A 23,109-nucleotide genomic window follows, 5' to 3' on the forward strand; every position below is an offset into this window, starting at 1 on the left:
TGGTTCTTTTTAACATTATAGAATTTATAAAATTTCGAGGTGGAAGCAGGTCTTCCGCCTTATTTCTGTTTTTGGTAAGGTTAGGATATGGAGACGAACATCTTGAAACGAATCTTCTTTGATGAGCGAGGGCACTGGGATCGGTTTGTGGCAAAACATGGTGGCAAGCTGCGTGCCAATGTGCGGAAAGAAGTAGAGAAGTTCCGTCGATGCGGGGATCCCAGAAACGGTTTTAAGCTGATGGTATGTGAAGGATGTCATGACCTACGGCTCGTTCCGTATCGTTGTAAAGGAAGATTCTGTACGACCTGTTCATGCGGAGAAACAGAGGAATGGGCACGTCTCCTGGAACAAGATGTATTCCAAGTCAACCACCGCCATGTCGTCTTCACGATCGACGAAGGATTACGGGAAATCTTTCTGCTCCATCGGGCAAAATTGCTCAAAGAATTTATGGATGAAGCGGTACGCTTAGTCAAAGAACATTTTGAGAAGAAACATAAGGTAACTCCCGGAATCGTAGCCGGGTTGCATACGTTTGGGGCACGGCTTAACTTCAATCCTCATGTACATATGCTTGTAACGATGGGAGGAATGAAGAAGACCGGCGAGTGGAAAACATACGATTTTATTCCGTTCGAGATGCTGCGTAAGCAATGGCAGACGGTTGTTTTGAAGCTGATTCGTCGAAAGTTAAGTGAACAAGAGAAAAAGCAAGTGCAGTCCCGTTTGCAAAAAGCTTACTGCGAGAACGGAGAAGGCTTTTATGTGCATGCTCCGAAACAGAAAGGGAACGTCAAGCAGCAACTCGGATATATCGGGCGATACATGAGAAGACCAGCGATAGCGGTTAGCCGGATCGAAGCGTATGACGGAGAAAAGGTGACATTTCGTTACCGGGATAAGAATGACGGGGAAGAGAAGACCGAGACGATTTCGGTAGAAGAATTTATGGGTAGACTTGTACGGCATATTCCGGATGAAAACTTCAAAACGATCCGTTACTACGAGGTTTATTCGCGGCGGATCAAGAGCCTGTGCAAGAAGTTAGTCAGTGAGTGGCAAAAAGCCGCGAGAAGATGGATTGTCAAGGCAAAGCGGATATTAAAACGCAGAACGTGGAGTGAACGGATCAAGGAGCAGACGGGGAAGCCGCCATGTTGCCCAAAATGCGAAAGTTATTACGAATACAAGGGAGAAGCCTGCCTTGAGGATGGGAAGTTGAAGGTGAAGTACGCGGTGTGCTCCACCTCAAAGGCATGTCTGGAGAGGATGATTCGGGATGTCGCCGGTGTCAAAGAAACGAAAGGTAGCGAAGAAAAAGAAAAAGCCGCAAAGCGGGCTGCATAGCAAAGCGAAAGTAACCTACATTTGTCTTCAATGTCATACAACAGAAGAGATTCCGCTGAATGTCGTTCGAAATTTCGATGCGATGGATGATGGAGATCCAACAGTACCTCCGCAATTCCGCTGCGAAGAATGTGGAGGAGGCATGTACCCGGAATATTACAAAGGAATTCATGGTTACGAGTACAGGATTAGTGACGTAAGAAAATAAGCCGGATGTAGATTGTTCCCCACACCCGGCTATTTTGCACGTATGAACTAAATCGTACGAACTAAAGGACGCCGTCAGGCGTTTTTCTTATATACATCCCGACAGCGAAAAATAAAGGTTTTTTTGTAGGCTTTCTCGAATGTTTCTCTTAACACTGATGCGGTGTAAACGATTTGCAGGGGGGTTGTAAATGGAACGGATATATGCAATTTCCGAAGTAACCGTTTTGACAGGCATAAACGAATCCACTCTGCGGAATTGGGAACGGGAATTTGCCGACTATCTAGCTGTTTCCCGTGATAGCCAAGGAGCCAGAATTTACACCCAGCAGGACATAGAACGGTTTAAGATGATTCAGCTTATGAGGAAAAAGGGGCTTTCCATCGGCGCAATTAAGGATTTACTTACCGCCTTCAAAAATGGCGAAAAACCTGATAACGACGCGGCTTTACAGGTTGCAACATCGACCGAAATTGTACCGCAAAATACAGAGCAAATGCAGGCGCTGGCTGCACTGGAAGTCCTTCAGGCGACAATGCAGCAGCTTCCGGAGCAAGTCAGAACGATGGTGCGGCAGGAGCTACAGGCGGCGCTGGCCGAACACCGGGAGGAAGTCACCGAGCAGATCGGGGCGGTCATGGAATCCCGGCTGGAGAAGTTCCGGAAGCAGAAAAAGCCTTGGTGGAAATTATGGTGAATAAAAGTTACTTAAATCCCTTGATTTTAGGTTACTTAAAATGATAGAATTTAGGTAACTTAAATAGGGGATGATGATATGGAATGTATGAATTGCGGCAGCACAAATGACGTGATTGACTTTATTGCCAAAGGCGAAAAACTGGTTTTATGTAGCGGTTGCCGCTATAAGCTCGCCAGCGGCCAGAAGGTCGTAGCCGTCAGGCAGATCGGCAGGCCGACCCTTGGCGTTACAAAAAAGGTCTCGCTGACGCTGCCCCAAGCCGTCTGGGAGCATCTCGACGACAACGCGGAGGGAAACCGTTCGGAATATCTCCGGAAGCTGCTCGACCGCGACATGTGGAGCCAGGGCGACTGGTCAAATAACGCTTGCCTTGGCTATGCAATCTTTGGAGCTAAACGGCTTGGCTACAGCGAAGAACAGACGCAGGAGCTTGTAAGGGCGATCTACAGGGCGTTCGACGAAAAAACCATCGAGGAGGCCCGGCAAGAGTACGAGCGTTCGCCGTACTGACGGGAGAAGCAGAGCCGAAGCCGTCACCCCGTAGGGGCCGCAGCGCAGCGGAGGACCGGCGTTAGCCGGTTGACGAGCGGTTCCCATTGCCGACCCTCTTGCAGCCCGGAAAACACGTTTTCCGGCCTGCCTCCCGGCGAGGGCCGGGGTTCAAAGGGGGCTGGCCCCCTGCCGCCGGAGGCAACAGCAGTCCAGCGCGCGGCGCTGGTCGCAGGCCCCGGGGGGGCCGAGAATTGGGGCGTAAAAATGCCACACGCAGCCGCGTGTGGCTTCCTTTCAATCATCTTCTTCGACTTGCATGATCGGCGCGCCGGAGTTATCAAACTCTTGGAACCGGGCGAGTAAGTATTTTTCTTTGCTCTCCCCGCCTCGATGAACGAGGCTAGAATGAACCATAATCGCCCCGGTTCGTCTCGCGATGATTTGAGCTTCTTCAAGGGTTTTCAATGTTTCGACAACGGTTTTGATTGATACGCCGCTCTTTTCTGAAAGCTCCCTTGTGGTTATAATAAGGCTATTCGTTGATTTATCCATATTTGCAAGTATGTATTTGACTACTTGCATTTTTCTATTCCCCAAGGAGCCTATAAGCTGAATGATTGCGGAAAGATAAGTAATCATGAAGCCGTTCCTTGGGGTTTTTTTTAAAATTAAGTAGAAGAATCATTGCGCAATGACATCAGATAAAGGGAGTTTTCGGAACATAGCATGAAGCTTTTCGCTGATTAATTCCTGTTCATGGAGTAATTGAGCCAATGTATGCTTCGCCGCCTCACGATTAGTTGACTTCCATTTATCCAAGGTTTCCCGTATCACGCTGTCCGTTCTTTGAGCTGCAGCTGCAATTTCGTGCGGGTGAACCAGCCAGATGTTTTGCGTCACATGAGCTGCATGGTTTGGCACCGATCGTTTTGGACAGATCAGTACGGTAAAGATTTCGTCGCCTTCTTGGACTTGTTTGTGCTGGCGTACGTACTCTGCGTGCATCGCCGTCTGACGTATATCATCCATGGCAATGTCTCCGGCTGAATTTTCTACGCCTGTCTTCATTTCGAAAACAGGCCAAGCCGAGCCAAGGTGCCATATCCCATCAGGCGTGCCTAATCCTTCGGGGCGCTCTGCATCATAACCTAAAAAACTTCCCCAATCCCGAAATGCCGGCTCATACGAATTGGCTTCGGTTGCTGAAAGGCCATCAATGACTTTTTTCCATTTCATTTCAAATAGGGGGCGTTGATCTATATAAGGCTCTAACTTATCAAGCATCGTTGTGAGTTGAAGTTCAACGTGTTCGGGGTAATTATAATCTTCCTCGCTGTATTCACCCAGCAACCGCTTATCCAACCAAAGCTTGTATGTAGATGCCTTAATGGATCGTTGATAATAATCCCGTGCCCGAGCTGAATTGTTTTGCAAATGGTACAAACAAGCCGTTAAGTAATTCCACCAAGCGCGATACCCGTTGAGCAGAGTATGAGCTGAATATTCCTTCATTACTTTATCCGCTGAACGGTGGGCAGATTCGTAGTCCTCATTCATGAGATGATACAGAAAATCCATTTCATACTTCAGCGCATTTTGGAATGCCGTATTGAACTGGTTTTCGATACGATTGTTCTTTTTTTCCTCCGTTGTTCTTTGAATGTAAGCTTCAGCCCTTTGCCATTCTTCTCCTTGCTGGAAGAAATCAGTGAGCAAGGCGTTCCATCTTTCTATGGTCTGAACCTGTGGAATCTGTTTAATGCCCAACTCCAATTCAGCATCAATCTCAGCTGGCAGCATACTTCTGAATTCATTTTTGTACAGGTATTTTCCAACACGTTTTCCTAGAAAGAGAACCGCAACATGGTCGTTTTTTCCACGTGTACACCGCCCGAGCCCTTGAATAATTCGGGTCAGAAGTAGGCTGTTAAAGCTCTCAGTTGCTTTTAAACGATCCTGCATGAAACGGTCCGAAAGATCATTACCAACCGGTAAATCCACAAAGATCTGAAGGCGGCAATCATTCTCTTTGAGATCCAGACCTTCGTAGCGACGAGAGAGTAGTAGGATTCCTTTTTCACAGGATCGAAATTCCACTAATGAATCCTCCACGTCACTCGCTTTGAAAATTCGGTATTCCGGTACTAACACTTTAAAGAAAGTTTCCATAGTGAGTAGATCACGATCCGATGCACACAGACAAAGTACGCGAGGCTGCATTTGAATCGCATTTATTATGGATGCTTCAAAATCACCTTCCTTAAAGTGATCTTCAGGGAAGAGAATGAGTCTTCTTCCGCTCAACTTGTTAGCTAATTTATCAAACTTACATATTCGGTGCATGTGACGTACACCAAAGGTTCGTTCTAACTCTCCGCCATTTCCGATCGTTGCCGTCATATAAATGCGCTCTTTAGCATGAGCAAAAGTAGGGTAAGTCAAGTTAGGCGGTAAAATCGGGCAGATGGTAATGGAATTATACGAAAGGTAGATTTGGCAAGCTTGTAAGTGGTTACGAATGCGGCTCCAAGGGAAATAGAGAGCGGTGTCATTCGTATGAACATCCAACATTGAGCGTATCTCAGAGAGTTTTGGCCACCACAACCCTTGTGGAATGATGTCAACCCCATCAGTTGCAGGGTCAAAGGTACCATACAGAATTTTTTCTCGTAAATGGTCAGCAATGCTATCTCCTAGAGTGCTTATTAAACTCATAAACTGATTTGTGTATTCTTTCCGGTTAATCGTTAATCCCCAATAGCCCTGAATGGCGTATTCAGCTGCATGGGCGTCATCAAAAATAATCTGATCGGCATCATCAAATGTTGGGTTCCTTTTAAACACATGGGAATAGGTTGTAACGACCATAGCTTCGGCGCGCTGATATTTCCCTAAATCCATCGGGTCAAAGTTGTCCGTCTTACCTACCAGCGTAACCACTTGATATCCATAAGATCGAAGTAACTCGCTCGACTGATACGCCAGCTGCCGGGTCGCACAAGCGTAGACGACACGCCAATTTTGGGATAAGCGGTTAAATTCGCCAATTACGCCGCCAACGAGAGTTTTTCCATGGCCGGCAGGCATTTCAATGGCGATATCTTGGTGCTGGCCTCGTACTTCCTCATACTCTTCCACCGTAGTCCTTTGTTCATAGGAGACACGCTTAACTGACTTATTTAACAGGGAAACGGCACTTGTAGGAGCGGGTGTATCCGCGTCCGGAATGTAAAAGCTCACATCAGTTCCTCCTTATACGGTTGATCATTGACTCGAATGTCTTCCATATAATTCTACAATATCCTTTTTCTTTTTTCACTTGCACTCCATGTGACGTGAAACCAGCTTTTACAGAGGGGGAGGCTTAATCAAGACATTAATCTCATTTTCGCGTTTTCCTTATAGAAGTATTGTTTGAGGAATAGACCATTAATAGTTTGGGTTTTCGAGTTTCCGGTTTAATAATCTCCAGGGGACCTTCTAAAATCATGTGGATAATTTACATAGATTGAGGAATAAAAAGGGCTGTGATAAGATAAAGATAGAAAAGGAGCCGGTGGCCGCCGAACACCCTGTACAACACTTGGGTGGGATACCTCCAAGCAAGTGCATGAAAATAACCCGCACCTGGGCCGTAAACCTGGGCGGGTTATTTTTTTGGGGGCGGTAGGAGTGGCATCAGTTGTCAGTACATCTAGCTCATCGCATATGTGAGTCTCCGCACAGTGACCCTTTACTTTTTCTAGTCTAACTTTAGCGTCAGCTTCTTTTCCCAGCCCCGTTGTCCCATTCTTCTAGCTTATCTGCCCGTATGTCACGAAGCACGAATAACCCGGTAGAGTGACCTCCGAACCAGTGGACAGAATTTAAATGTTTCAGTGATTCGTTAACCAGAGCCTTTTCTATCTTTGGTATCTATCCTTCCTTATGAACATCATGTTTATCTAGCTGCTCCAAAGAACGTATTGCAACTTCAATTTCTTTTGCAGAGGGTGGAACTGTAAATAGATATTTCTGCGCCATGCCTCCCAGCCAGTACATGGGGGTCATCCATTTTCGTAAGCTTTTACTTTTGGTTAAAAATATCTCGTAGCTTAGAACCCAAGAAATCAATGCACTTATCCACCACGGCGTTCCTATGGAGAAAATAAAAAAGAAGAGAACCACGACGAATACGGCCAGGTTGGTTCCGCAGTATTCATGAACCCGACTTTCCTTCATCACATTTTCCACAGTCAAGGCTTCCCCTTTAGAGTATACCTTTTCAGCCATATGCTCAGCTGCATGGTATCGTCCGATCGGGGTGAATCGGATGAGTGCGATTGCACTAAGAACCAAGATGCCCATAGCCAAAACTACGCTGGTTTTACTCATGGGCTTAGAGAAAAATGGTGTATCCAAGTGGCGATTTACGTACATCATGGCCAACAGCACCATCCAGACTATGACCGTTGTTCGTGATTGAAATAGAATCTCTCCGAACGCGAATATCCCACGGAGAAAGGGAATTTTCGTATAGAACCGATCTTTTATGATCTTACGCTGCTTTAAGTGTAGGACAATCTCATTGTTTTTGCGTGTCGCCTGCGAAATATAGTTGCCGCTATAGTAAGTGATCCCGTTAATGTGTGCACGTCCTCCATTAACATCGACGATCATCTTTTTATCCTCCCGAGTCCTTTTATATTTCCAATTATCCCATACGGTTCCAAGCAGTACAATCACAGATGAGATTCCTCCCAATGATGGGCAGAACCTGGCAGCAGGCTTTTCGGTGCGCCCAAAAGGTTGCCTTCCGGATTACATCCGGAAGCCCTCGGATTTAATTATTCGGCCTGCCGGCCTCAGAAGGTTCGAAAACCGCCTGACCCCGGCTTACCAGACCGGGGCTGCGGAGTCAAGGGCTTCGCAAGTAAGGGGCCGTATGCGGCAAGCCGCTAACGCCCCCTAACCCTTGACACCGCAGGTCGGCTTCCAGGCTGCACTTCGGCTGAGCGCCGAGCGCAGCCTACAACCCGACTCCCCCCGGTCTGGTGCGCTGTTGTCAGGCGGTAAGAGAAAAAGCTTCGGGAGGATTCAAAGATGAAAAAAATCTCTCTTCAACGTGTGAAGTTAGTCAAATATGGTCATGTTCTCTATGACAACCTGTTTATCCGTAATACGGACGATGCTGAACGCATCTGTCGGATTTACTTGCAACATGAATATCAAGGTTTTCCCGATCGGGAAGTGTTCGTTGTAGTGTGGCTCAATGTCAAGAATATGATCGTGGGGCTAGAAACGGTGTCCGTAGGAACGCTTAATGCTACAATCGTAACACCGCGTGAAGTTTTTAAGAGTGGGATTCTTCATAACGCGGCTTCCTTTATCTGCTTTCACAACCATCCTAGCGGCATTACAACGCCGTCTGAACATGATGTTCGTATTACGAAAAGGTTAGCCGAGATCGGAGAGCTTTTGGATATCATACTCTTAGATCATCTTATCTTAGCTGATGATGCATATCTAAGTTTAAAAAAGGAGGGGTTTTTCTAGGAAATTGCCGGCCTTTTGCGGCCGGGCCGGTGGAGCGGGTCGCCCAACTCCGCGACCCACAACCTCCGGCTGGCGGTCAGGTGCGCACTTTCGCATTCGCTCGGCGCGCACCTGACCGTTTGAAAAACCCTTGCGCAGCATGCGCACATATGTTATCATGTGAGTGTGGGGCTAATCCCACATTTCCCACATTTCGTGTTTTTGAGGGGGTTCTTTAGATGTTTTATCATTCGTCTATTGATAATCGCTTTCGTGTGATTATTCCTGCTGAGATGAGGAAAAAACTGGATCTCCATGAAGGGGATTCGCTTGCTTTTGTTGAAATTGTTCCAGGACAATATCAGGTGCAAAAATATGACCCACAAAAGATTCGAGATGCCTTGTTGATCGACCCTCGTGAGAATTATGATGTGGGGCCCCGCAAGGGAGAGTAGGAACGACGGGAGGCTGGAGCACAAGTCATGGTGGAGTATCCACATAAAATTAAGCTGGAAGATGATCTTTTCTTGTATTTACGCGCTGATGAAATCCATGTTTTGCCGAATGGTAAAACTTCGATTAATATGACTGACGTTTTTGAACGGATTTTTTGGGATCTGTCTGAATTTCGTCTTAAGGAATTTCGGGATAAGTTTCTTACCAAAGAATACTCGGTGTCGAAAGAATTTGATGCTTGGATCGTCGGTACGATCGAGAAGACGTTAGCCCAGCGGCAATTTATGAAGGATAATCCAGCGTTACGGAAAGCTTTATTACCTTCGTAGATCAATGACTCAGATGTTCATGTAATTGGGAGGGAGGAGCTGCGTGCCGAAAGAAGTTTACATACGTTTGAAGGATGGAAGCAAAGAAGCCGAAATGAAATTCAGCGATGCGGAAGAATGGGAGAAACTGGCTTTGATTCAGTCGATGTTGGATTTTTTGGGGGTCTCTACATCGTTTAAAGATATGGCTGAAGTCTATTTTAAGACGAGTGAGCGGTTTAAAGAGTTCCTTGAAAGTCAATCCAGCGCCCAGAAACAGTCCAACGGAACGTCACCGTTGGAACTGCTTTATCCTGTTTCCGAATTTTCGCAGCCGCCTGAGCCGGTCGTTTCCGTTGTCTCAGAGCCAATTCCGGTCAAGCCTTTACGATCGTCCTCTTCTGAAGGGAAGTCCAAGCTGTACTACAAAACCGGCATCATTCGTCAGCCGAATGGGAAACCCCTTTACAAGTGCCGTTATCGCTGCGAATGTGGGAAATCCACAAATCATTACATATCGCCGGATCAAAAGACGGTTTTCTGCCATGAATGCCAACGTCCTATGGATGTTGTCCCGGCAACGCCGTTTGGTATTGTTGATCCGAACAAAAATCCCGAGATCTACCGGGATAGTTTTGGAAATTTCTTTATCGCTGGATTGATGGAGCCGGAGATCCGGTCCTTTGCGGATCGCTTTTAGCTTGTTGTGATGATTTTCGGGAAGTTGGCCTTTTTACTCCCGATGATTGAGGAAAACTCACAAAAGAGTTGAGTTTTGTGAAAGCAAAAATTTTTTTTGTAGACCTGGTTGTGAGCGCTTCAGTAATGAATTCTGCGGAGATTGTTCCAATCTTGTAGAAACATCTAAAACCTTTTTATAATCCCCCCGCACACCACCCACGAAACGAACAAGCGAACCGGAAAAACGCCGGTTCCATTGTCCGTTTTGCGCCAAACGGATGCGATCCGATTCGGATCGCTTTGAATAATGGCGCACTGTGGGTACCCGGTAGCTTCGAAGCCAAACCCGAAAACCCTTGAAATGTCCATTCAAAGAAGGCCGGCTCACGCCGGCTTTTTGTATTCCTTCGCAGCCCAGGAAAAGGTCGCCTTCCGGAAACACCGGAAGGCTGCGGCCTGTTTTGGCCCTTGCCGCCGTGGGCTCCGCTTATCGGGGCGCTTATCCAAGTCAAGGATTTGCCGCTAACGCGTTCCGTGTGCGTTTGTCTTACAGTATGACGGTGGATGCGCCGGATGATATCGAACGAGCGATCATGTACAATCAAGAGAGAATCGAGCGATTGAAGGCATCCTTGAAACGGGATTAGCTTTGAAAGGCCGGCTGCTGCTGACAGTAACCGGCCCTCTTTCAAAGCGGTGAGGGAGGTTGTTGATTCCACGAAAGATAAAGGTCTGGGTGGTTGCAATATCGTCTGGTGACTGAATCAATAGTCAAAACGTTAAATCTTTCGTCTCTATATCGCTTTCAAGGAAAGAAATGCTGTGATATAATGGCCTTAGAAACTGGAGGGATGGATATGAGAAGCGTCATTTCTTTTCCTAAACGTCAGATAAGTTCAAACGATCCTTTGGCCAATCTCAAAAACAGAATTGCTCAACGTTACGGGGTATCCCTCATGGAATACATCGGTCAAGACGGGAAAAGATCTCCAGAGGTTCAACAGAAGATCGATCGAGCAATGCTTAAAGAAACGATGTTGGTGGCTTCTAAAAATTCATAATTCATGAAGTGGAATCCACAGAAATGTGGATTTTTGTTTTTAAGGGGGAGGAATACAGGTTGGAGTTTTTTGAACGTGGCTATGTGTGCTGGACAAACATTCCCGAATCTAACCATACATACGATACACCCAAACCGGGATTCTTTTTACATGGTCGTCATATGTGTATTGTCCTTCATGATCATGATTTACCTGATATCCGAAACGATTTGGCTTTGGTTGTTCCTATTACTTCGGCTAAAGCAGAGGTAAAGAAGGCTCTAAAAGAAAATCGTTCTATTTTGCCATCTTATGTTCCGATCGTGAAGACTGAATATGGGTTTTTGGAAGAGGATTCTTATGTCAGCACGGCTCAGATCATGCCGGTTAATCGCAATTGGATGGATCAATACATCGATAAAGTTGAACCTGAATTTATGGAATTGGTTGACCTGCAGATCATCCAAAATATTGGACTTATGAGTATGGTTGCGAAAATGGCACAAAGCCTGTACCAAGACAAGTTGGTTGAAGTCGAGGCTGCCGTTACGAAAGAAGCACTTCTTGATCAATAACAACATAGCGATCACAGGAAAAGCAGTTGCCCTTATATGGAGCAGCTGCTTTTTTATTAATGCGCAAGAAAGTCCTCACTCCCGCCTTACCAACCCTTCCAGGTATGTTCTAATTCTGACGCGCGTCAAGTGCTTCGCAAGTAAGGGGCCGTAAGCGGCACGCCGCTAACGCCCCCTAACCCTTGACTCGTTAAGCAGGTCAGGATTGACCCTCCGTACATCGCCCACGAAGCAATCAAGCGAACCGGATCCGATCCAGGTCGGATCGCTTTGAATATTGTGTGGGTACCTGGTAGCTTAGATCCTAAACCGAAAACCCTTGGATGTCTATTCAAAGAAGGCCGGCTCATGCCGGCTTTTTTTGTATTCCTTCGCAGCCCCGGAAAATGTCGCCTTCCGGATACTCCGGAAGGCCGCGGCCTATTTTGGCACTTGCCGCCGCTGGCTAAGCTTATCGGGGCGCTTATCCAAGTCAAGGATTTGCCGCTGACGCGTTCCTCCATGACTTGGAAGTTCAACTACTCCGGCAGCGGCCCTTGGCCGCTTTGCGGAGCCTCCAGTTGAACTACGCGCGAAGCGTATTCATCGAAGCATTTCGATCCGATCATCTTGTGCCAAGCGGCAAGCACACCGGCCGCCGATTCATTCAAACCCAATCTGCCCATTCAAGGGGGCAGTACATGCCCCGCAAAACATAAATCCGAAGGGAGCATTTCAAATGGACAAAACACAGCTAACGTTTACGGACGTTCTAAGAAACATGAATTTGGAGATTTACCCGCGCGGAGGTAAATGGGGGATCTACCGGAAGAATGGGAAGGTGCTACGGCGGAAAAGCGATGGGAAGATCTATGACAATTACTGTGGCGCGATCGAAGCCATGGAGGATCTGGAACGTGATTTAGTTGATGATGGGTTACTTGTTCCCAGCAAACAGGAGGCGAAATGACATGAACCATTCACCGTCTGCTACGGGTCAAGTACGTGAAACATACACGCTATCGAAGCGTCAAAAAGCGGCGCTGCACAAGCTGGCAGATGCATACCTGGAGCTGAGTTGCTGTTGGGAACCTGATTGGGAAGGCCCTGATAATTTTGGTGGTGTACTCGACGATCTTGGTGTTTTACCACATGCTTCTCTCGATGACGCTGCTGCTTATCTTGGTGAACTCGTTGAATTTCAAATTCAAATTCATTCTGTGGAGGGAAATCGCGATGAAGGTAATTAAATTGTTGTTGATGGCAGGTGTATTGCTCTTGGGAATGCAGTTTTCTACGGTATTTCTATTTCAACGGATGCTTTCTGTTTCTCAGGAGGAGGGGCTTCCTTTGGAACCTCTCCTAAAGTTCCAACCGCTGATCATGAACGTCATTGTCATTTCACTGATTCTGTTCGGGGTTTTGTTTATGACCCTAATGATCTCCTTAATTGTTTCGGTGTTCCGATCTCGAGTGCCGGCTCCAGAGGCTCCGGTGTCGGTCGGAACAGTGTAAAAGCACACTAAATAAGGGGGAGTGGGAAATGTTCCGTCATAACGCTTATGAAATGGAATATATGAAGTCCGGGCCGCTTTGCATCCAAGACGGAAAGGGGCGCTGGACCGCTGGCTCTCTCCGGCGATTGGATCATACTTCTTACGGGGATTCCTTTTCTTTGTCCTTGATGTTTTTGGCTGATTCAACGCGACTTCCAAGAGCCAAATCATATGAGGATGTAGGATATATCTTTGTCCGTGATACCTTCAACATCGAGCAGGTCAAGTACATGATCAAATCCCAAATCGGCTACACACCGGAGAAAGAAACGTTACAGGCGATATGTAGGCACATTCAGCGCCTTATTGCAGCTTATAAAGAGGAGGATGCGTATTATGCTTCCCAGGACCCCAAAAGCGCTGAAGGGGGATTACAGGAGCTATACGATCGTGCTATCGCTCGGTATGAACGAGGGGAGGAATTTCCACATCACTCTCGATTCGTCCAGCAAGTCCCAGCGATGCAACGCTTTTTGAATGAACAGGAGTTGACTGAAGCCAAAGAATTTCAAAAGGTACTTAACGGTCACGCTTATGTAGAACCGGAATCTTCCGTAGGGAACAGCGGGCATCTCTCCAAATTTAATCAGCGGATCGACGAAGAGATTCGGCGGCGAAGCTTGAGGAGAGAGTCTCTACGGAAGGAAGAGAGAAGGAAGCGACTTCTTGAACTGCTAGATACCGATGTGGAGTTTCGTTATCTTGTCGCTAATGTCTTAGCCGCCCATGATGAGATCCGGACGGCGTACAGTGAGGTTGAACTAGGACATCGCTTGTTTGGCTATACGTTTGATTTAAATCAGTATCGCACGGCGGTGATTCCCGCTCTTGAACAGTTACTTCAGAAGTATGAACTGAAGTTGTTTGAAACGAATGAACTCTATACGATCGGAAAGATCTATCTGGATCAAGATGGAATGCTTCCCGTTCCAAAGGCTCCATTCAGCCGAGAAGAAGGCGTTATTTACTACCAAGACCGTGTTCATAACGGGATTCATTCGGATATTGTGATGAGTGTCGGGAAGCGGTATTTATATCTGTCCAGACAAGGAAAGGCACCAAAGAAGAGTTATCAGCATTTAGAACCGGCTCGGGTACACCGAGATCCCAAAACAGTACAAGAGTATATCGAAAACGAACTTGCTCGTTTGAATAATTCAGGGGTTGTTCCCGATGCACATCGAAAGCGCATTGAAGAAGTCCTCTTGCTCTTGTATCGCAGGGTGATAAATAAGCGTCTAAAAGGAATGTACGATGAGATGGAGGGGGATGAATCTAACCCGCTGCGGAAAGAGGCTTATCGGTACTTTGCAGACGGTCTGCGATGTCTTGCACTAATGGAACATGAACACTACTTGACCACGCTTGAATCACTCTCCCATCAACCGGGTCTGGATGCCGTTCGATTGGAAATCCAAAGCTTAATTCAAAAACACCATTTCAACTTCACTAAAGAGCTGGCCTACTAGCGGTCAGCTTTTTCCTTTTTCTGTCCTTGTATTGAGTAGGAAGGACCTGAAGTTGAAAATTATTTTATATTGCATATATTATGTACATGTGTTATTATATTAGCATAAAATATCCTGTGTAGATGGAGGTGTATGTCATGGTTTCCCTTACTGGCGCACCGAGTAAATCTGCAACGTCAGACAAACAACTATGTGCTCAAATCGATCAGTTTCGAGTTGAACTAGAAGCAAAGGTCGGATTGCTTGGGTTTTCCCACCCGGACGTGGTGAAGCACAGCCAACAGCTTGATCAATTAATCTACCAAGCTCAACTCGCGAAATTGAATCGCAAATAATGATGTCTTACATATTATCTTACATAAACTGCTTTTTTGTCTTACTTTATATATGTCATAGCCTAAATTGCAGCTCCACTCTTCATGTGGAAGCTATTCCAGGAGGGATACAACGTGAAAAACGCAGAAAAAATCGCGTTGCTCAATACGCTCAGTGTCGTAGAGAGCAAAACAGGTGTGAATTCCTACGTCTTAGTTCAGTTCGATGAACAAACCAAGGAAGTGCTTGACAAGCTGGGGAAACACGAGGATTGGATTCAGCTTCATACGGTGGATGATTCTCTGGTTGATATTCTTCCTCTTGCTATTGAAGAATGCGGAGCACTAAGTTTCCGTAATGGCCAATTTGTCATTGATTCACTAAGGGGCGCTATCGATGAGCTGAGGGATCTTCTGCTTGAGTATTATTCCCAAGAAGCGCTGCGTGGTGAGCATCCACCAACATTGATGAATGAACTTGCGGCTGCGTCCGAACGTGTTTATCGCTTAGTTCGTCAGGATGAAAACGGTGAACAGTAAAAGCGGAAAAACACGAACAGAATGAAATGCCGGGTTGAAGTTGTCATGGATGGTGAAAAACGCAAGAAGGTTGTGGAAGTATCTACTTTGAACGACATTAAGCCTTGTTTGGTTGAAAATTACAGTTTGGTACAAAGCAGGGAAACAGGAAGAAGTTAAGTTCGAGGTAAAGAAAAACATTCAGCAGAATTATGGCTTTTCTGATGAAGAGTTTGTATCAATCGGGGGCGGATTTAAGTTTTTGTTTGATGATGAAACGAAAGGCGAAATTGCTATCAGTTTCATCGAAGAAGCCGATGCTCTACGGGTAACTGTGGAAGGCACATGGTCGTGGGAGGTAATCGAGATATTTGACATTTGCTTACCTCAATCAGCAGAACACGACCCTGCGTAATGCCACGGTTTGAAATAATAATTCCTTAATGACAAAAACCGCAAAGGGGAAAAGGAGTGTAGAGCATGGATAATCTCTATTTTGCAATGGATAACCCCAAACAGGCTTATGTAGCAAAGATGAAGAGTCTCGCTGAAACCACAATAGCGGTTTCAGGTGATTGGGTGTTAAGAAAAGAAGATGACCACTATAGTGTATCCCATTACGGCAACTTCAAGGGCTGGTTTGATTCTTTGGAAAAAGCTTTAAATATAATACCGCCATATTTCAGAGAATCGATTAAGCGGCAAGCTGATCGGCATAATGCTCCTAAGCAAATGGATTTGTTTAGTTTATGAACAACACGAAAGTGTAGTGAAGCAAAGACACATTATATGCAGCAGGAAGGAGTAACTTTAATGCCAATGGAAAATGTTCTTCGGAAAATTAAGAAGTCATTAGCGTTGGCTCATAACAATCCGAATCCGGATGAAGCCCACACAGCTATGCTGATGGCTCAACGTTTGATGGCAAAACATAACTTGACGGCATCGGACATACCAGGAGATGCGCCAGCAAAGAAAGTCGATAAGGTTAAGATTTGTCGTAATCAGGTCAAGTGGTGGGAAAGGAAACTCGCGCAAATTATTGACGAGAATTTTAGGACAAATTCGTTCTATTCAAATGGCGCTTACATCGGTTTTATCGGGCTGGAAACCGATGTGAAAATTGCTGAAGAAGTGTTCCGATTCGCGTCTGAATCAATTTCATACCATGCGTCCGCCTATCTCAAAAACAACCCTGAGCGACGGTCGAGGGCATACGCGATCGCCGTCAAAAATGATTACATCACCGGGTATTTATCCGGATTGAGAGAAAAATTTAGAAAACAAGTAGAGTCAGAATGTTTAGCCGTGGTATTGGTCAAAGATGCCTTAGTTGTTCAAGCTACAGAAGAAATGAATCTCAAAAAAGGCGATCTCATTCGCAGAGGAACCGCTAATGATTCCGATGCTTTGCGTCAAGGATATGAGGACGGACTTTCGTTCCAGCAGATGTCGGGAACTCTTAAGGAAAATTTCTGATGTAGCGCTATAAAAGGAATTAACGACACAAATAGTGAAGGAGAGACGGGTGTGAAAGTTACAGGGATTGTTAGACGTATTGATGATCTTGGGAGAGTGGTCATCCCCAAAGAAGTACAAAAAGACATGCATGTTGATAAGGGTGATCCGTTGGAAATGTATCAATTCGGGGATTCCGTTGTTTTGCGTAAGCATGAAGAGGATAGAAGACCTCCATTTGAAGGTAAGGTAATGGATTCGGAATACGCCTACCAAAGATCCGCTTTCGTAAGACCCATCGAACACCACTACGACAACGGAGAAGCATCGTATATCAAATATGGTTGCCCTGTTTGCGAGATACTGGGAAATGTTCATCAGGTTCTAGTGGGTACAAGTAATTGTCCTCTGTGCAATGTAAATCTTCTGTGGGAAATCGAAAGCTAAGATATTGCACATTACAAAATGTAATGAATTAAAGACACAAATAGTGAAGGAGTGGCGCTTTTGAAACCCGTATGTGAGTGTGGAAGTGAACTTCTTCTTTATCAAGTGCGCTACGTTGAGACAATTCGACGAATCGGTAAGGATGGAAGGGCATTTAAAAAAGCAAAAGATACCATAGATTGTGGTGGCGTTTCTGAAGGTTTGCATTGTCCATCATGTCAAAACATGTATGAGTGCGATATGCAACCAGATGGTCGTATCCTGCGGGGCGATCTTTTAAGGATTTCTTAATGCACATTTCGAAAGTGTAGTGAAGCAAAGACACAAATAGTGTCACAAGGATTCACTTTTGGAAAGCGCCAAGGAGGTTATTCCTTAGCGTCTTCCTTAACTTTTCCAAATGCTTTAAAAATCGGAAGATTTGAATATTCTTCATATGCTGATTTGTTCAGGTTCCATAATGTAAAGACTGCATCGATGACATCGCGTGTGGTATAATTATCCATTTTTTATTGCCTCCTTGTTTTTGATTATCATATTTGCTTTTATCGCTGATTTTAACAACTATTTCAATTACTACACTAGAAAAGGTGAATCATTAACAAAAAAGTTATTCCGGCCTTCAGCAAAGAAAAAACCACTTCAAGGCAGATCCCTGAAGTGGCCAAATCAATTATTAACTCAGCTATTATATCCTTGTACATCAGCGCCTGAATTAACCCTAATTTGATTTTTGTCATTGTCATAATTCCTCACTCCTCAGCATGATTGGTACCTCTAAACTGAATAGTGTTGAGATGAGGGTGAGTTCACCTTTTTCGGATGAGTGATGAGTGTTAAATGATGATCTAAGGAGGGGAAAGTGATACCGAAGTCTATTTAAGAAGTGCATTTTTCGTTTCACTGTCTTACATAATGTAATACATATATCTTACAAATGTGATTATTGGGGGAAGCATGAGTGAATAAAAAGAAATATATCATCACGTTAGCAGGAACGGTCATTGGCTTATTTGCTATTTTCGTTTTTGTTAATTACAAAATCCAGTATTCAGAGCTTGAGGGGATTCCTAATTATACCGAGATCAAAGGGAACATAGTTATAGACAGATTCAAATATGAAAAGCAGCCAAGCTTAGGATCTTCAGAGGCCAAGGTGAAGGTAGTTGAATTTGCAGACTTTAAATGCCCTGCATGTAAGAACTGGACAGCTACTTACTTTGATCAGTTTAAGAAAGACTATATTGATACAGGTAAGGTTCAGCTGTACTTCATGAACTATGCATTTATCGATCGAGACTCTATCTTAGCGGCATCAGCTGGCGAAGCAATTTACCATCAAAGTAATGATAAGTTTTGGGATTATTATAAGAAGCTTTACCAAAATCAGGGCAAGGAAAGCGAAATATGGGCCACGCCGAAATTTCTGCTTAATTTTGTGAAGAACGAGATAGACGGGATTGATTATGAACAGTTTAGGAAGGATCTTACGGAACATACCTACATGCTTGACGTGAAGGAAGATTATAAAACCGCCGGCTATTACGGTATTAATGGCACCCCTCAATTTGTGATCGATGATCAAGTGGTGCGGATCTCCTCATATGAAGAACTAACCCGGCTGATTGACCAAAAAATAACTGAATAAGAGTAACAATGAGGACCAGCACAGCTGGTCTTTTTTTATGAAAACATGCGGGGCTGGGAAAAAAACGGAGGGTGATAATTCGTTTTTTTATATTACATGTTATTACTATATGTGTTATAATATTAATGTAAGAAAACCACCACAAAGGAGAAATCAAAATGCAAACAACGGGGAAGAACCAAATCAAAAAGTTGGAGGATTGGAAGGGAAGTTTAGATGAGTTCCTTTCGATCAATGACCTGGTTGACGAACAGATTGCCGATCACTTCATCGAGGTTGTACCACCTGCTTTCTTTAGCGCAGGGATTCGGCAGTTGGGTGAAGCATATAGCCATGTAAACGGGAAACCGACCTATGCAACATTAAGACGCACGGAAGAGGGTTGGCGATATTGTGGCCATTGTTTTATCGGGCAAACCATTGAACCATCTGCATTTACTTCCGAAGAATTGATGAAGCAAATCAACGAAGCCCCTTTTTTTGAAGATATCGAGGTCCAGGACGAATGCCTAGACAAAGACTGGTTGTGCTTTAAAGGAGGCACTTGGAAGTACGATGTTCTGAACTACATTGAATATCTCAAAAGTGAAGGCCGCTAATCGCGGCTTTCACGGAAACGGAGGAATCGCTGATGTTAAATATGATTATCGGGATCATAATTACTGTTGGACTTTGTGGATTTTGTCTTTTATGCTTGTTCGCGTCTGGATCGGGATACGAAAAGACACGAATTGTCAGGGTAACTTATGTGAACTGTACAGAAGAGGAATGGATTGCTAGTGATAATCAAGCCTATAAACGTGCTGGATAACATTCACACATCAATGTAAGACAGAGTGTATGACATACGTAAGACAGGGTTATTTTCTTTGGTGCAAAACAAATTATAAAAATGGAGGAATCGAAATGAGAACATGGGAAAGACAAGGGTACATTGTAAAGGAGGTACCATTTGACTTTTCGCTCAATGAATTTGAAGTTATCAAAGGAAATGAAAGGGTCGCAGTTATAACGCCTGGATCGATCGAAGACATGGAGGCCATCATCTCCGATCTGGATGCCGGCCATGATGTAAATGGCTGGGAAGACGGCATGGGGAACACGATCAGCATCTAACAATCTGGCGGCGGCCCTACGCGGGAGGGATCAAGATGAAAGTCAGAGCAAAAGTTCAATTTCGCTAATCTGGCGGATGGTATGATGAACAAGGTGTATGGCAAAGCGGTACGTTGATTGGTGAGTCACAAAAATGCTATTTCATTCAGGACGCTACGGGAGAGGTTAACGAATATTGGAAACATCGCATTGATATCCGTGAGGTTGATGACGCCAAAGCAAAGTTATACTAAGGGGCTGGGCCACACGGCCCTCCCACCATCATACTCAACAAGCGCATAAGACCTCACCTGCGGGGAGGCGGCGCGAAAGGAGAAATAAAATATGAAATTGTCAAATCTGCTCAACAATTACAAAGTCGTATCGTCCGGTTTCCCAGCAATCGCAGCGATCGGGGCGCACAGCAAGGGTTCTGCCTCTGCAGTACTTTCCTCACTCCCAGCGGCCGTATTACATAGCCAAGGGATTAAAGAGTACTACAGCCTTGTCCTCCCGCGCGGCACTACGTTTAACACCGCCGAGGAGATCATCGAGGCCGATCCAGATGTTAAAAAGTACCGTATCGAGACGGTAGACACCGCTGGCATGCCAAAAGCGATTACTTCACAGCACCAAGCTACGCTAGACGTGTTGGCTGAGCTGTACCCGGACGCGGAGATTATCTCACAGCGTAATGCCGACGGCACGACACGCAATCTTACGCCAGAGGATGTATCCGGTAAACATGTGATCGGTGTATTACCGCCGTTTTTGGTAGCTGCCGCTGGTGCGTTTACGTCTGCCAGTGTTACCGGATACAATGCAGCTACAGACGGGGATTTGTCCGGAGATGCACTTAAACAACGTTTACAGATTGCTGATACGGCGCTTAAAGTAGCGCAAGTTTATAAAGTCGTGATTGGTTACATGGACACGCACGACCCCAGATATGGCGGAATTACGGAAAAAGATATGACAAAACAAGACCTAATAAACTGGGTCAAAAAGGAATCCGCAGAATGCGGGGAATGGGGGATGGGAAGCCATGGTACAGCAAGTGTAACAATTGACCACTACCATCTCAATGGGTCAAATTGGGGATGGTTTTCAAAAGAGGACGACCAAAAATTATTTGATTATGTCAAGAGCCTCGCGTAACCAACTCCAAGAATTTATACTCTACTCCGTGGATTTAAAAATATTTTTTTGATATTGTAGGTGTTAGAATCTAAAAAAGGCGGATGTTAACATGGGGAGATTATCAATTAGCCAACGCTTGCGCAAGGCCAAAGCTCCGGAGGTAAAGCAAAAAATAGCTTTGGATTGGGCTGCGGAATGGCAGGCGGAGTACGAAAAGCATGTACGTAACTTTGAGCGTGCGATCCGAGAGGAGGACTATGACCTGTTGGTGCGTACTCTAGGTTGGCTCAAAGCTGATGGGATAAAACGGTTCGATGCGCTTCCGCGCGTCTTATCATCCGTGGCAGAGTTAAAGACAGCTGATCAAGGAGAGGTTAATAAGTGATTGGTAGCGGGAAATATTTAAAAACATGTCGCTATTGTGGGGTGGAATTTAAAACGGACTGGCAGCATCAAGCCTATTGCACTCCGACGCACAAAACCTATGATTATCGGAGGCGGCGTTTGAAGCAAGCTGGGGAAAGGATTTGTCCTAAATGCGGTAAACCTTGGAAAGAGCCAAGAACCAGCGACACCGGCTTAAAACCTCATTACTGTGCTACCTGCCAGGATTACTTTGCAAAACGATATAGAGATGGAAAAAACGCCTGACGGAACAAATCCGCAGGCGTTTCTCTATGTGCTGACTTACTTTTTATTATTTCAATCCACGTCCGCAAAGAGCGGACGATAAGCGCGTTCGGTGCTTCCGTACCGCGCACTTTTATTATAAGTCATACAGGATATATTTGTAAATATCAAGAGCGATATTTACCTTCCTTTAGGCTTCTCGCGGCTTGCCGCGATTTGCTTCAGTGTTTTTTCGTGTGCCTGTAGTTGTTTGTGCACCCAGGATTCGGCAAGCTGGCGAACCGCATCATTTAACCCGGCAGTACGAATCATCTGTAAATCAACTTGCTGCTAGACTAAAAAGTAGACATGGAGAACCGAGAATCGGGTAAAATGAATCTATCCAAATTCGAGGTGCTACCATGACGAAAAAATACGATAAAGAATTTAAACTGCAAACGATTCAGATGATCCAGGAAGAAGGGAAAGCGGTGGCGCAGGTCGCCCGCGAACTGGGGATCAGCGACAACACCCTGTATCGTTGGATGGCGGAATACAAGAAAGACGGCGCACAGGCCTTTCCAGGCAGTGGGCAACTGAAAGCCGACGATAAAGCAATGAGAGATCTTCAGAAACGCCTTCGTGATCTGGAAGAGGAGAACGACATCTTAAAAAAGGCGATGCACTACTTCGCCAAAGACCGGCGCTGATCTATGCCTTCATCCACGATCATCGCTTCAAGTGCCGAGTCTCGAAGATGTGCGAAGCCTTTGAAGTATCCCGAAGCGGCTATTACAAATGGACCCAGCGAAAAGCCAGCAAACGTGAAAAGCGACGTCGCAAGCTGGAGCGGCGGATCCGTCGTATCTTTCTAGAATCCCGTCGATTATATGGAAGCCCCAAAGTAGCAAAAGAACTGCACAAGCAGGGCATACGAGTGTCCGAGAAAACAGTCGCTCGGATCATGAAGGAGCTGGGTTTACGTTCTCGCACGGTGAAGAAATACAAGGCCACAACCAACTCGAAGCACAACCTGCCTGTCCAAGAGAACGTGTTGAACCGCGAGTTTAATCCGTCCGCTCCAAACAAGGCCTGGGTGGCTGATATTACGTATATCCCGACCGATGAGGGGTGGCTATACCTGGCAAGCATCATGGACCTGTACAGTCGTAAAATCGTTGGATTTCACATGGATGAGCGAATGACGAAAGAACTCGTGTTAACGGCGCTGGACCGCGCCCACAGCCAGCAGCGACCGTGCGAAGAGGTTCTGCATCATTCGGATCGCGGCAGCCAGTACGCTTCTCATGACTACCAGGCGCGGCTGCGCACCTACAAGATGAAAGGCAGTATGAGCCGCAAAGGGAACTGCTACGATAATGCGTGTATTGAATCGTTCCACAGTGTGCTTAAGAAAGAACTTGTCTACTTGGAGAAGTTCAAAACACGCAAGCAAGCCAAGAAACGCATTTTTGAATATATTACCTGCTTCTACAATGGAAAACGAATCCATTCCGCGATTGGGTATTCTACGCCCAATGAGTGCGAACG

34 protein-coding genes are annotated in these 23,109 nt (G+C 45.5%); 28 read left to right on the top strand and 6 right to left on the bottom strand.

From position 1 onward, the window contains the following. Positions 1 to 87 precede the first annotated feature (87 nt). The 3 genes from MHH82_RS41420 to MHH82_RS41430 all read left to right on the top strand — a co-directional run bounded on the left by MHH82_RS41420 (position 88) and on the right by MHH82_RS41430 (position 2,768). A complete protein-coding gene (locus MHH82_RS41420; RefSeq protein WP_445662002.1) occupies positions 88 to 1,350 on the top strand; it encodes an IS91 family transposase in 1,263 nt (420 codons plus the stop codon). 398 nt (positions 1,351 to 1,748) lie between these two features. Next, positions 1,749 to 2,255: a MerR family transcriptional regulator gene (locus tag MHH82_RS41425; RefSeq protein WP_111153764.1), complete on the top strand. Its 507-nt coding sequence runs from the start codon at positions 1,749 to 1,751 to the stop codon at positions 2,253 to 2,255. Between the two features lie 78 nt (positions 2,256 to 2,333). Next, positions 2,334 to 2,768, top strand: coding sequence for a hypothetical protein (locus MHH82_RS41430; RefSeq protein ID WP_036715705.1), 435 nt, complete (start codon positions 2,334 to 2,336; stop codon positions 2,766 to 2,768). Positions 2,769 to 3,044: 276 nt separating this feature from the next. Here MHH82_RS41430 and MHH82_RS41435 read toward each other — a convergent pair whose 3' ends face one another. The 3 genes from MHH82_RS41435 to MHH82_RS41445 form a co-directional block, all read right to left on the bottom strand. Beyond that, the gene (locus MHH82_RS41435) at positions 3,045 to 3,389 is read right to left on the bottom strand and encodes a replication/maintenance protein RepL (protein ID WP_340970939.1); all 345 of its coding nucleotides are present in this window, start codon (positions 3,387 to 3,389) and stop codon (positions 3,045 to 3,047) included. Positions 3,390 to 3,431: 42 nt separating this feature from the next. Then, positions 3,432 to 5,990: a helicase C-terminal domain-containing protein gene (locus MHH82_RS41440; RefSeq protein WP_340970941.1), complete on the bottom strand. Its 2,559-nt coding sequence runs from the start codon at positions 5,988 to 5,990 to the stop codon at positions 3,432 to 3,434. Between the two features lie 675 nt (positions 5,991 to 6,665). Beyond that, positions 6,666 to 7,409: a DUF1385 domain-containing protein gene (locus MHH82_RS41445; RefSeq protein WP_340970944.1), complete on the bottom strand. Its 744-nt coding sequence runs from the start codon at positions 7,407 to 7,409 to the stop codon at positions 6,666 to 6,668. A 423-nt stretch (positions 7,410 to 7,832) separates the two neighbouring features. Between MHH82_RS41445 and MHH82_RS41450 the strand changes: the two genes are divergently transcribed. From MHH82_RS41450 to MHH82_RS41540, 19 genes are all read left to right on the top strand, one after another. After that, positions 7,833 to 8,285 carry a JAB domain-containing protein gene (locus MHH82_RS41450; protein WP_340970945.1) on the top strand — a complete coding sequence of 151 codons (453 nt, stop codon included), beginning with the start codon at positions 7,833 to 7,835 and terminating at the stop codon, positions 8,283 to 8,285. A gap of 218 nt (positions 8,286 to 8,503) precedes the next feature. Next, on the top strand, positions 8,504 to 8,719 hold the full coding sequence (locus MHH82_RS41455; protein WP_340970947.1) for an AbrB/MazE/SpoVT family DNA-binding domain-containing protein: 216 nt from the start codon (positions 8,504 to 8,506) through the stop codon (positions 8,717 to 8,719). 27 nt (positions 8,720 to 8,746) lie between these two features. Continuing rightward, positions 8,747 to 9,049, top strand: a complete 303-nt coding sequence (locus MHH82_RS41460) for a hypothetical protein (RefSeq protein WP_340970949.1) — start codon at positions 8,747 to 8,749, stop codon at positions 9,047 to 9,049. 67 nt (positions 9,050 to 9,116) lie between these two features. Next, complete coding sequence (locus MHH82_RS41465) at positions 9,117 to 9,728, top strand: hypothetical protein (RefSeq protein WP_340970952.1); 612 nt, start codon at positions 9,117 to 9,119, stop codon at positions 9,726 to 9,728. 442 nt (positions 9,729 to 10,170) lie between these two features. After that, positions 10,171 to 10,356, top strand: coding sequence for a hypothetical protein (locus tag MHH82_RS41470; RefSeq protein ID WP_340970955.1), 186 nt, complete (start codon positions 10,171 to 10,173; stop codon positions 10,354 to 10,356). Between the two features lie 210 nt (positions 10,357 to 10,566). After that, positions 10,567 to 10,770: a hypothetical protein gene (locus MHH82_RS41475; RefSeq protein WP_340970957.1), complete on the top strand. Its 204-nt coding sequence runs from the start codon at positions 10,567 to 10,569 to the stop codon at positions 10,768 to 10,770. Between the two features lie 59 nt (positions 10,771 to 10,829). After that, positions 10,830 to 11,324: a type II toxin-antitoxin system PemK/MazF family toxin gene (locus MHH82_RS41480; protein ID WP_340970959.1), complete on the top strand. Its 495-nt coding sequence runs from the start codon at positions 10,830 to 10,832 to the stop codon at positions 11,322 to 11,324. Between the two features lie 348 nt (positions 11,325 to 11,672). Beyond that, positions 11,673 to 11,888 (top strand): hypothetical protein, encoded by a 216-nt coding sequence (locus MHH82_RS41485; protein ID WP_340970961.1) that lies wholly within the window; start codon positions 11,673 to 11,675, stop codon positions 11,886 to 11,888. A 154-nt stretch (positions 11,889 to 12,042) separates the two neighbouring features. Next, a complete protein-coding gene (locus MHH82_RS41490) occupies positions 12,043 to 12,273 on the top strand; it encodes a hypothetical protein (RefSeq protein WP_340970963.1) in 231 nt (76 codons plus the stop codon). Between the two features lies 1 nt (position 12,274). After that, complete coding sequence (locus tag MHH82_RS41495) at positions 12,275 to 12,553, top strand: hypothetical protein (protein ID WP_340970965.1); 279 nt, start codon at positions 12,275 to 12,277, stop codon at positions 12,551 to 12,553. Continuing rightward, the gene (locus MHH82_RS41500) at positions 12,540 to 12,818 is read left to right on the top strand and encodes a hypothetical protein (RefSeq protein WP_340970967.1); all 279 of its coding nucleotides are present in this window, start codon (positions 12,540 to 12,542) and stop codon (positions 12,816 to 12,818) included. Before MHH82_RS41495 ends, MHH82_RS41500 begins: the two co-directional genes overlap by 14 nt. 28 nt (positions 12,819 to 12,846) lie before the next feature. Further along, entirely contained in the window at positions 12,847 to 14,328 is a 1,482-nt protein-coding gene (locus MHH82_RS41505) for a hypothetical protein (RefSeq protein ID WP_340970969.1), read from the top strand. 137 nt (positions 14,329 to 14,465) lie between these two features. After that, positions 14,466 to 14,663, top strand: coding sequence for an aspartyl-phosphate phosphatase Spo0E family protein (locus MHH82_RS41510; RefSeq protein WP_340970971.1), 198 nt, complete (start codon positions 14,466 to 14,468; stop codon positions 14,661 to 14,663). Positions 14,664 to 14,777: 114 nt separating this feature from the next. Further along, positions 14,778 to 15,182, top strand: a complete 405-nt coding sequence (locus tag MHH82_RS41515; RefSeq protein ID WP_340970973.1) for a hypothetical protein — start codon at positions 14,778 to 14,780, stop codon at positions 15,180 to 15,182. A gap of 112 nt (positions 15,183 to 15,294) precedes the next feature. Beyond that, complete coding sequence (locus tag MHH82_RS41520) at positions 15,295 to 15,576, top strand: hypothetical protein (RefSeq protein ID WP_340970975.1); 282 nt, start codon at positions 15,295 to 15,297, stop codon at positions 15,574 to 15,576. Positions 15,577 to 15,641: 65 nt separating this feature from the next. After that, a complete protein-coding gene (locus tag MHH82_RS41525; RefSeq protein ID WP_340970977.1) occupies positions 15,642 to 15,914 on the top strand; it encodes a hypothetical protein in 273 nt (90 codons plus the stop codon). A 60-nt stretch (positions 15,915 to 15,974) separates the two neighbouring features. Beyond that, positions 15,975 to 16,640, top strand: a complete 666-nt coding sequence (locus MHH82_RS41530; protein ID WP_340970980.1) for a DUF2786 domain-containing protein — start codon at positions 15,975 to 15,977, stop codon at positions 16,638 to 16,640. A gap of 51 nt (positions 16,641 to 16,691) precedes the next feature. Beyond that, entirely contained in the window at positions 16,692 to 17,066 is a 375-nt protein-coding gene (locus MHH82_RS41535; RefSeq protein WP_340970982.1) for an AbrB/MazE/SpoVT family DNA-binding domain-containing protein, read from the top strand. 60 nt (positions 17,067 to 17,126) lie between these two features. Next, positions 17,127 to 17,357, top strand: coding sequence for a hypothetical protein (locus tag MHH82_RS41540; RefSeq protein WP_340970984.1), 231 nt, complete (start codon positions 17,127 to 17,129; stop codon positions 17,355 to 17,357). Positions 17,358 to 17,434: 77 nt separating this feature from the next. Here MHH82_RS41540 and MHH82_RS41545 read toward each other — a convergent pair whose 3' ends face one another. Together MHH82_RS41545 and MHH82_RS41550 are read right to left on the bottom strand one after the other, a co-directional pair. Then, complete coding sequence (locus MHH82_RS41545) at positions 17,435 to 17,572, bottom strand: hypothetical protein (RefSeq protein WP_340970987.1); 138 nt, start codon at positions 17,570 to 17,572, stop codon at positions 17,435 to 17,437. Between the two features lie 75 nt (positions 17,573 to 17,647). Further along, on the bottom strand, positions 17,648 to 17,812 hold the full coding sequence (locus MHH82_RS41550; protein ID WP_340970990.1) for a hypothetical protein: 165 nt from the start codon (positions 17,810 to 17,812) through the stop codon (positions 17,648 to 17,650). 215 nt (positions 17,813 to 18,027) lie between these two features. Here MHH82_RS41550 and MHH82_RS41555 point away from each other — a divergent pair, with 215 nt between their 5' ends. From MHH82_RS41555 to MHH82_RS41575, 5 genes are all read left to right on the top strand, one after another. After that, positions 18,028 to 18,714: a DsbA family protein gene (locus MHH82_RS41555; RefSeq protein WP_340970992.1), complete on the top strand. Its 687-nt coding sequence runs from the start codon at positions 18,028 to 18,030 to the stop codon at positions 18,712 to 18,714. Between the two features lie 158 nt (positions 18,715 to 18,872). After that, on the top strand, positions 18,873 to 19,313 hold the full coding sequence (locus tag MHH82_RS41560) for a hypothetical protein (protein WP_340970994.1): 441 nt from the start codon (positions 18,873 to 18,875) through the stop codon (positions 19,311 to 19,313). 307 nt (positions 19,314 to 19,620) lie between these two features. Next, positions 19,621 to 19,830 carry a hypothetical protein gene (locus MHH82_RS41565; RefSeq protein WP_340970996.1) on the top strand — a complete coding sequence of 70 codons (210 nt, stop codon included), beginning with the start codon at positions 19,621 to 19,623 and terminating at the stop codon, positions 19,828 to 19,830. Positions 19,831 to 20,154: 324 nt separating this feature from the next. After that, positions 20,155 to 20,967 carry a hypothetical protein gene (locus MHH82_RS41570; RefSeq protein WP_340970998.1) on the top strand — a complete coding sequence of 271 codons (813 nt, stop codon included), beginning with the start codon at positions 20,155 to 20,157 and terminating at the stop codon, positions 20,965 to 20,967. A 91-nt stretch (positions 20,968 to 21,058) separates the two neighbouring features. Further along, positions 21,059 to 21,334 (top strand): hypothetical protein, encoded by a 276-nt coding sequence (locus tag MHH82_RS41575; RefSeq protein ID WP_068783198.1) that lies wholly within the window; start codon positions 21,059 to 21,061, stop codon positions 21,332 to 21,334. A gap of 425 nt (positions 21,335 to 21,759) precedes the next feature. Here MHH82_RS41575 and MHH82_RS41580 read toward each other — a convergent pair whose 3' ends face one another. Further along, the gene (locus tag MHH82_RS41580) at positions 21,760 to 21,891 is read right to left on the bottom strand and encodes a hypothetical protein (RefSeq protein WP_340971001.1); all 132 of its coding nucleotides are present in this window, start codon (positions 21,889 to 21,891) and stop codon (positions 21,760 to 21,762) included. A gap of 89 nt (positions 21,892 to 21,980) precedes the next feature. On the opposite strand from MHH82_RS41580, the gene MHH82_RS41585 reads away from it, so the two are divergent. Then, positions 21,981 to 23,109 (top strand): IS3 family transposase gene (locus MHH82_RS41585; protein ID WP_340971002.1). Its coding sequence is split into 2 segments (ribosomal slippage), with 1,130 coding nucleotides annotated over them: positions 21,981 to 22,236 and positions 22,236 to 23,109; the frame shifts between segments, so codons are not numbered across the junction. This gene is flagged as partial in the annotation.

This window comes from Bacillus sp. FSL K6-6540, assembly GCF_038007545.1.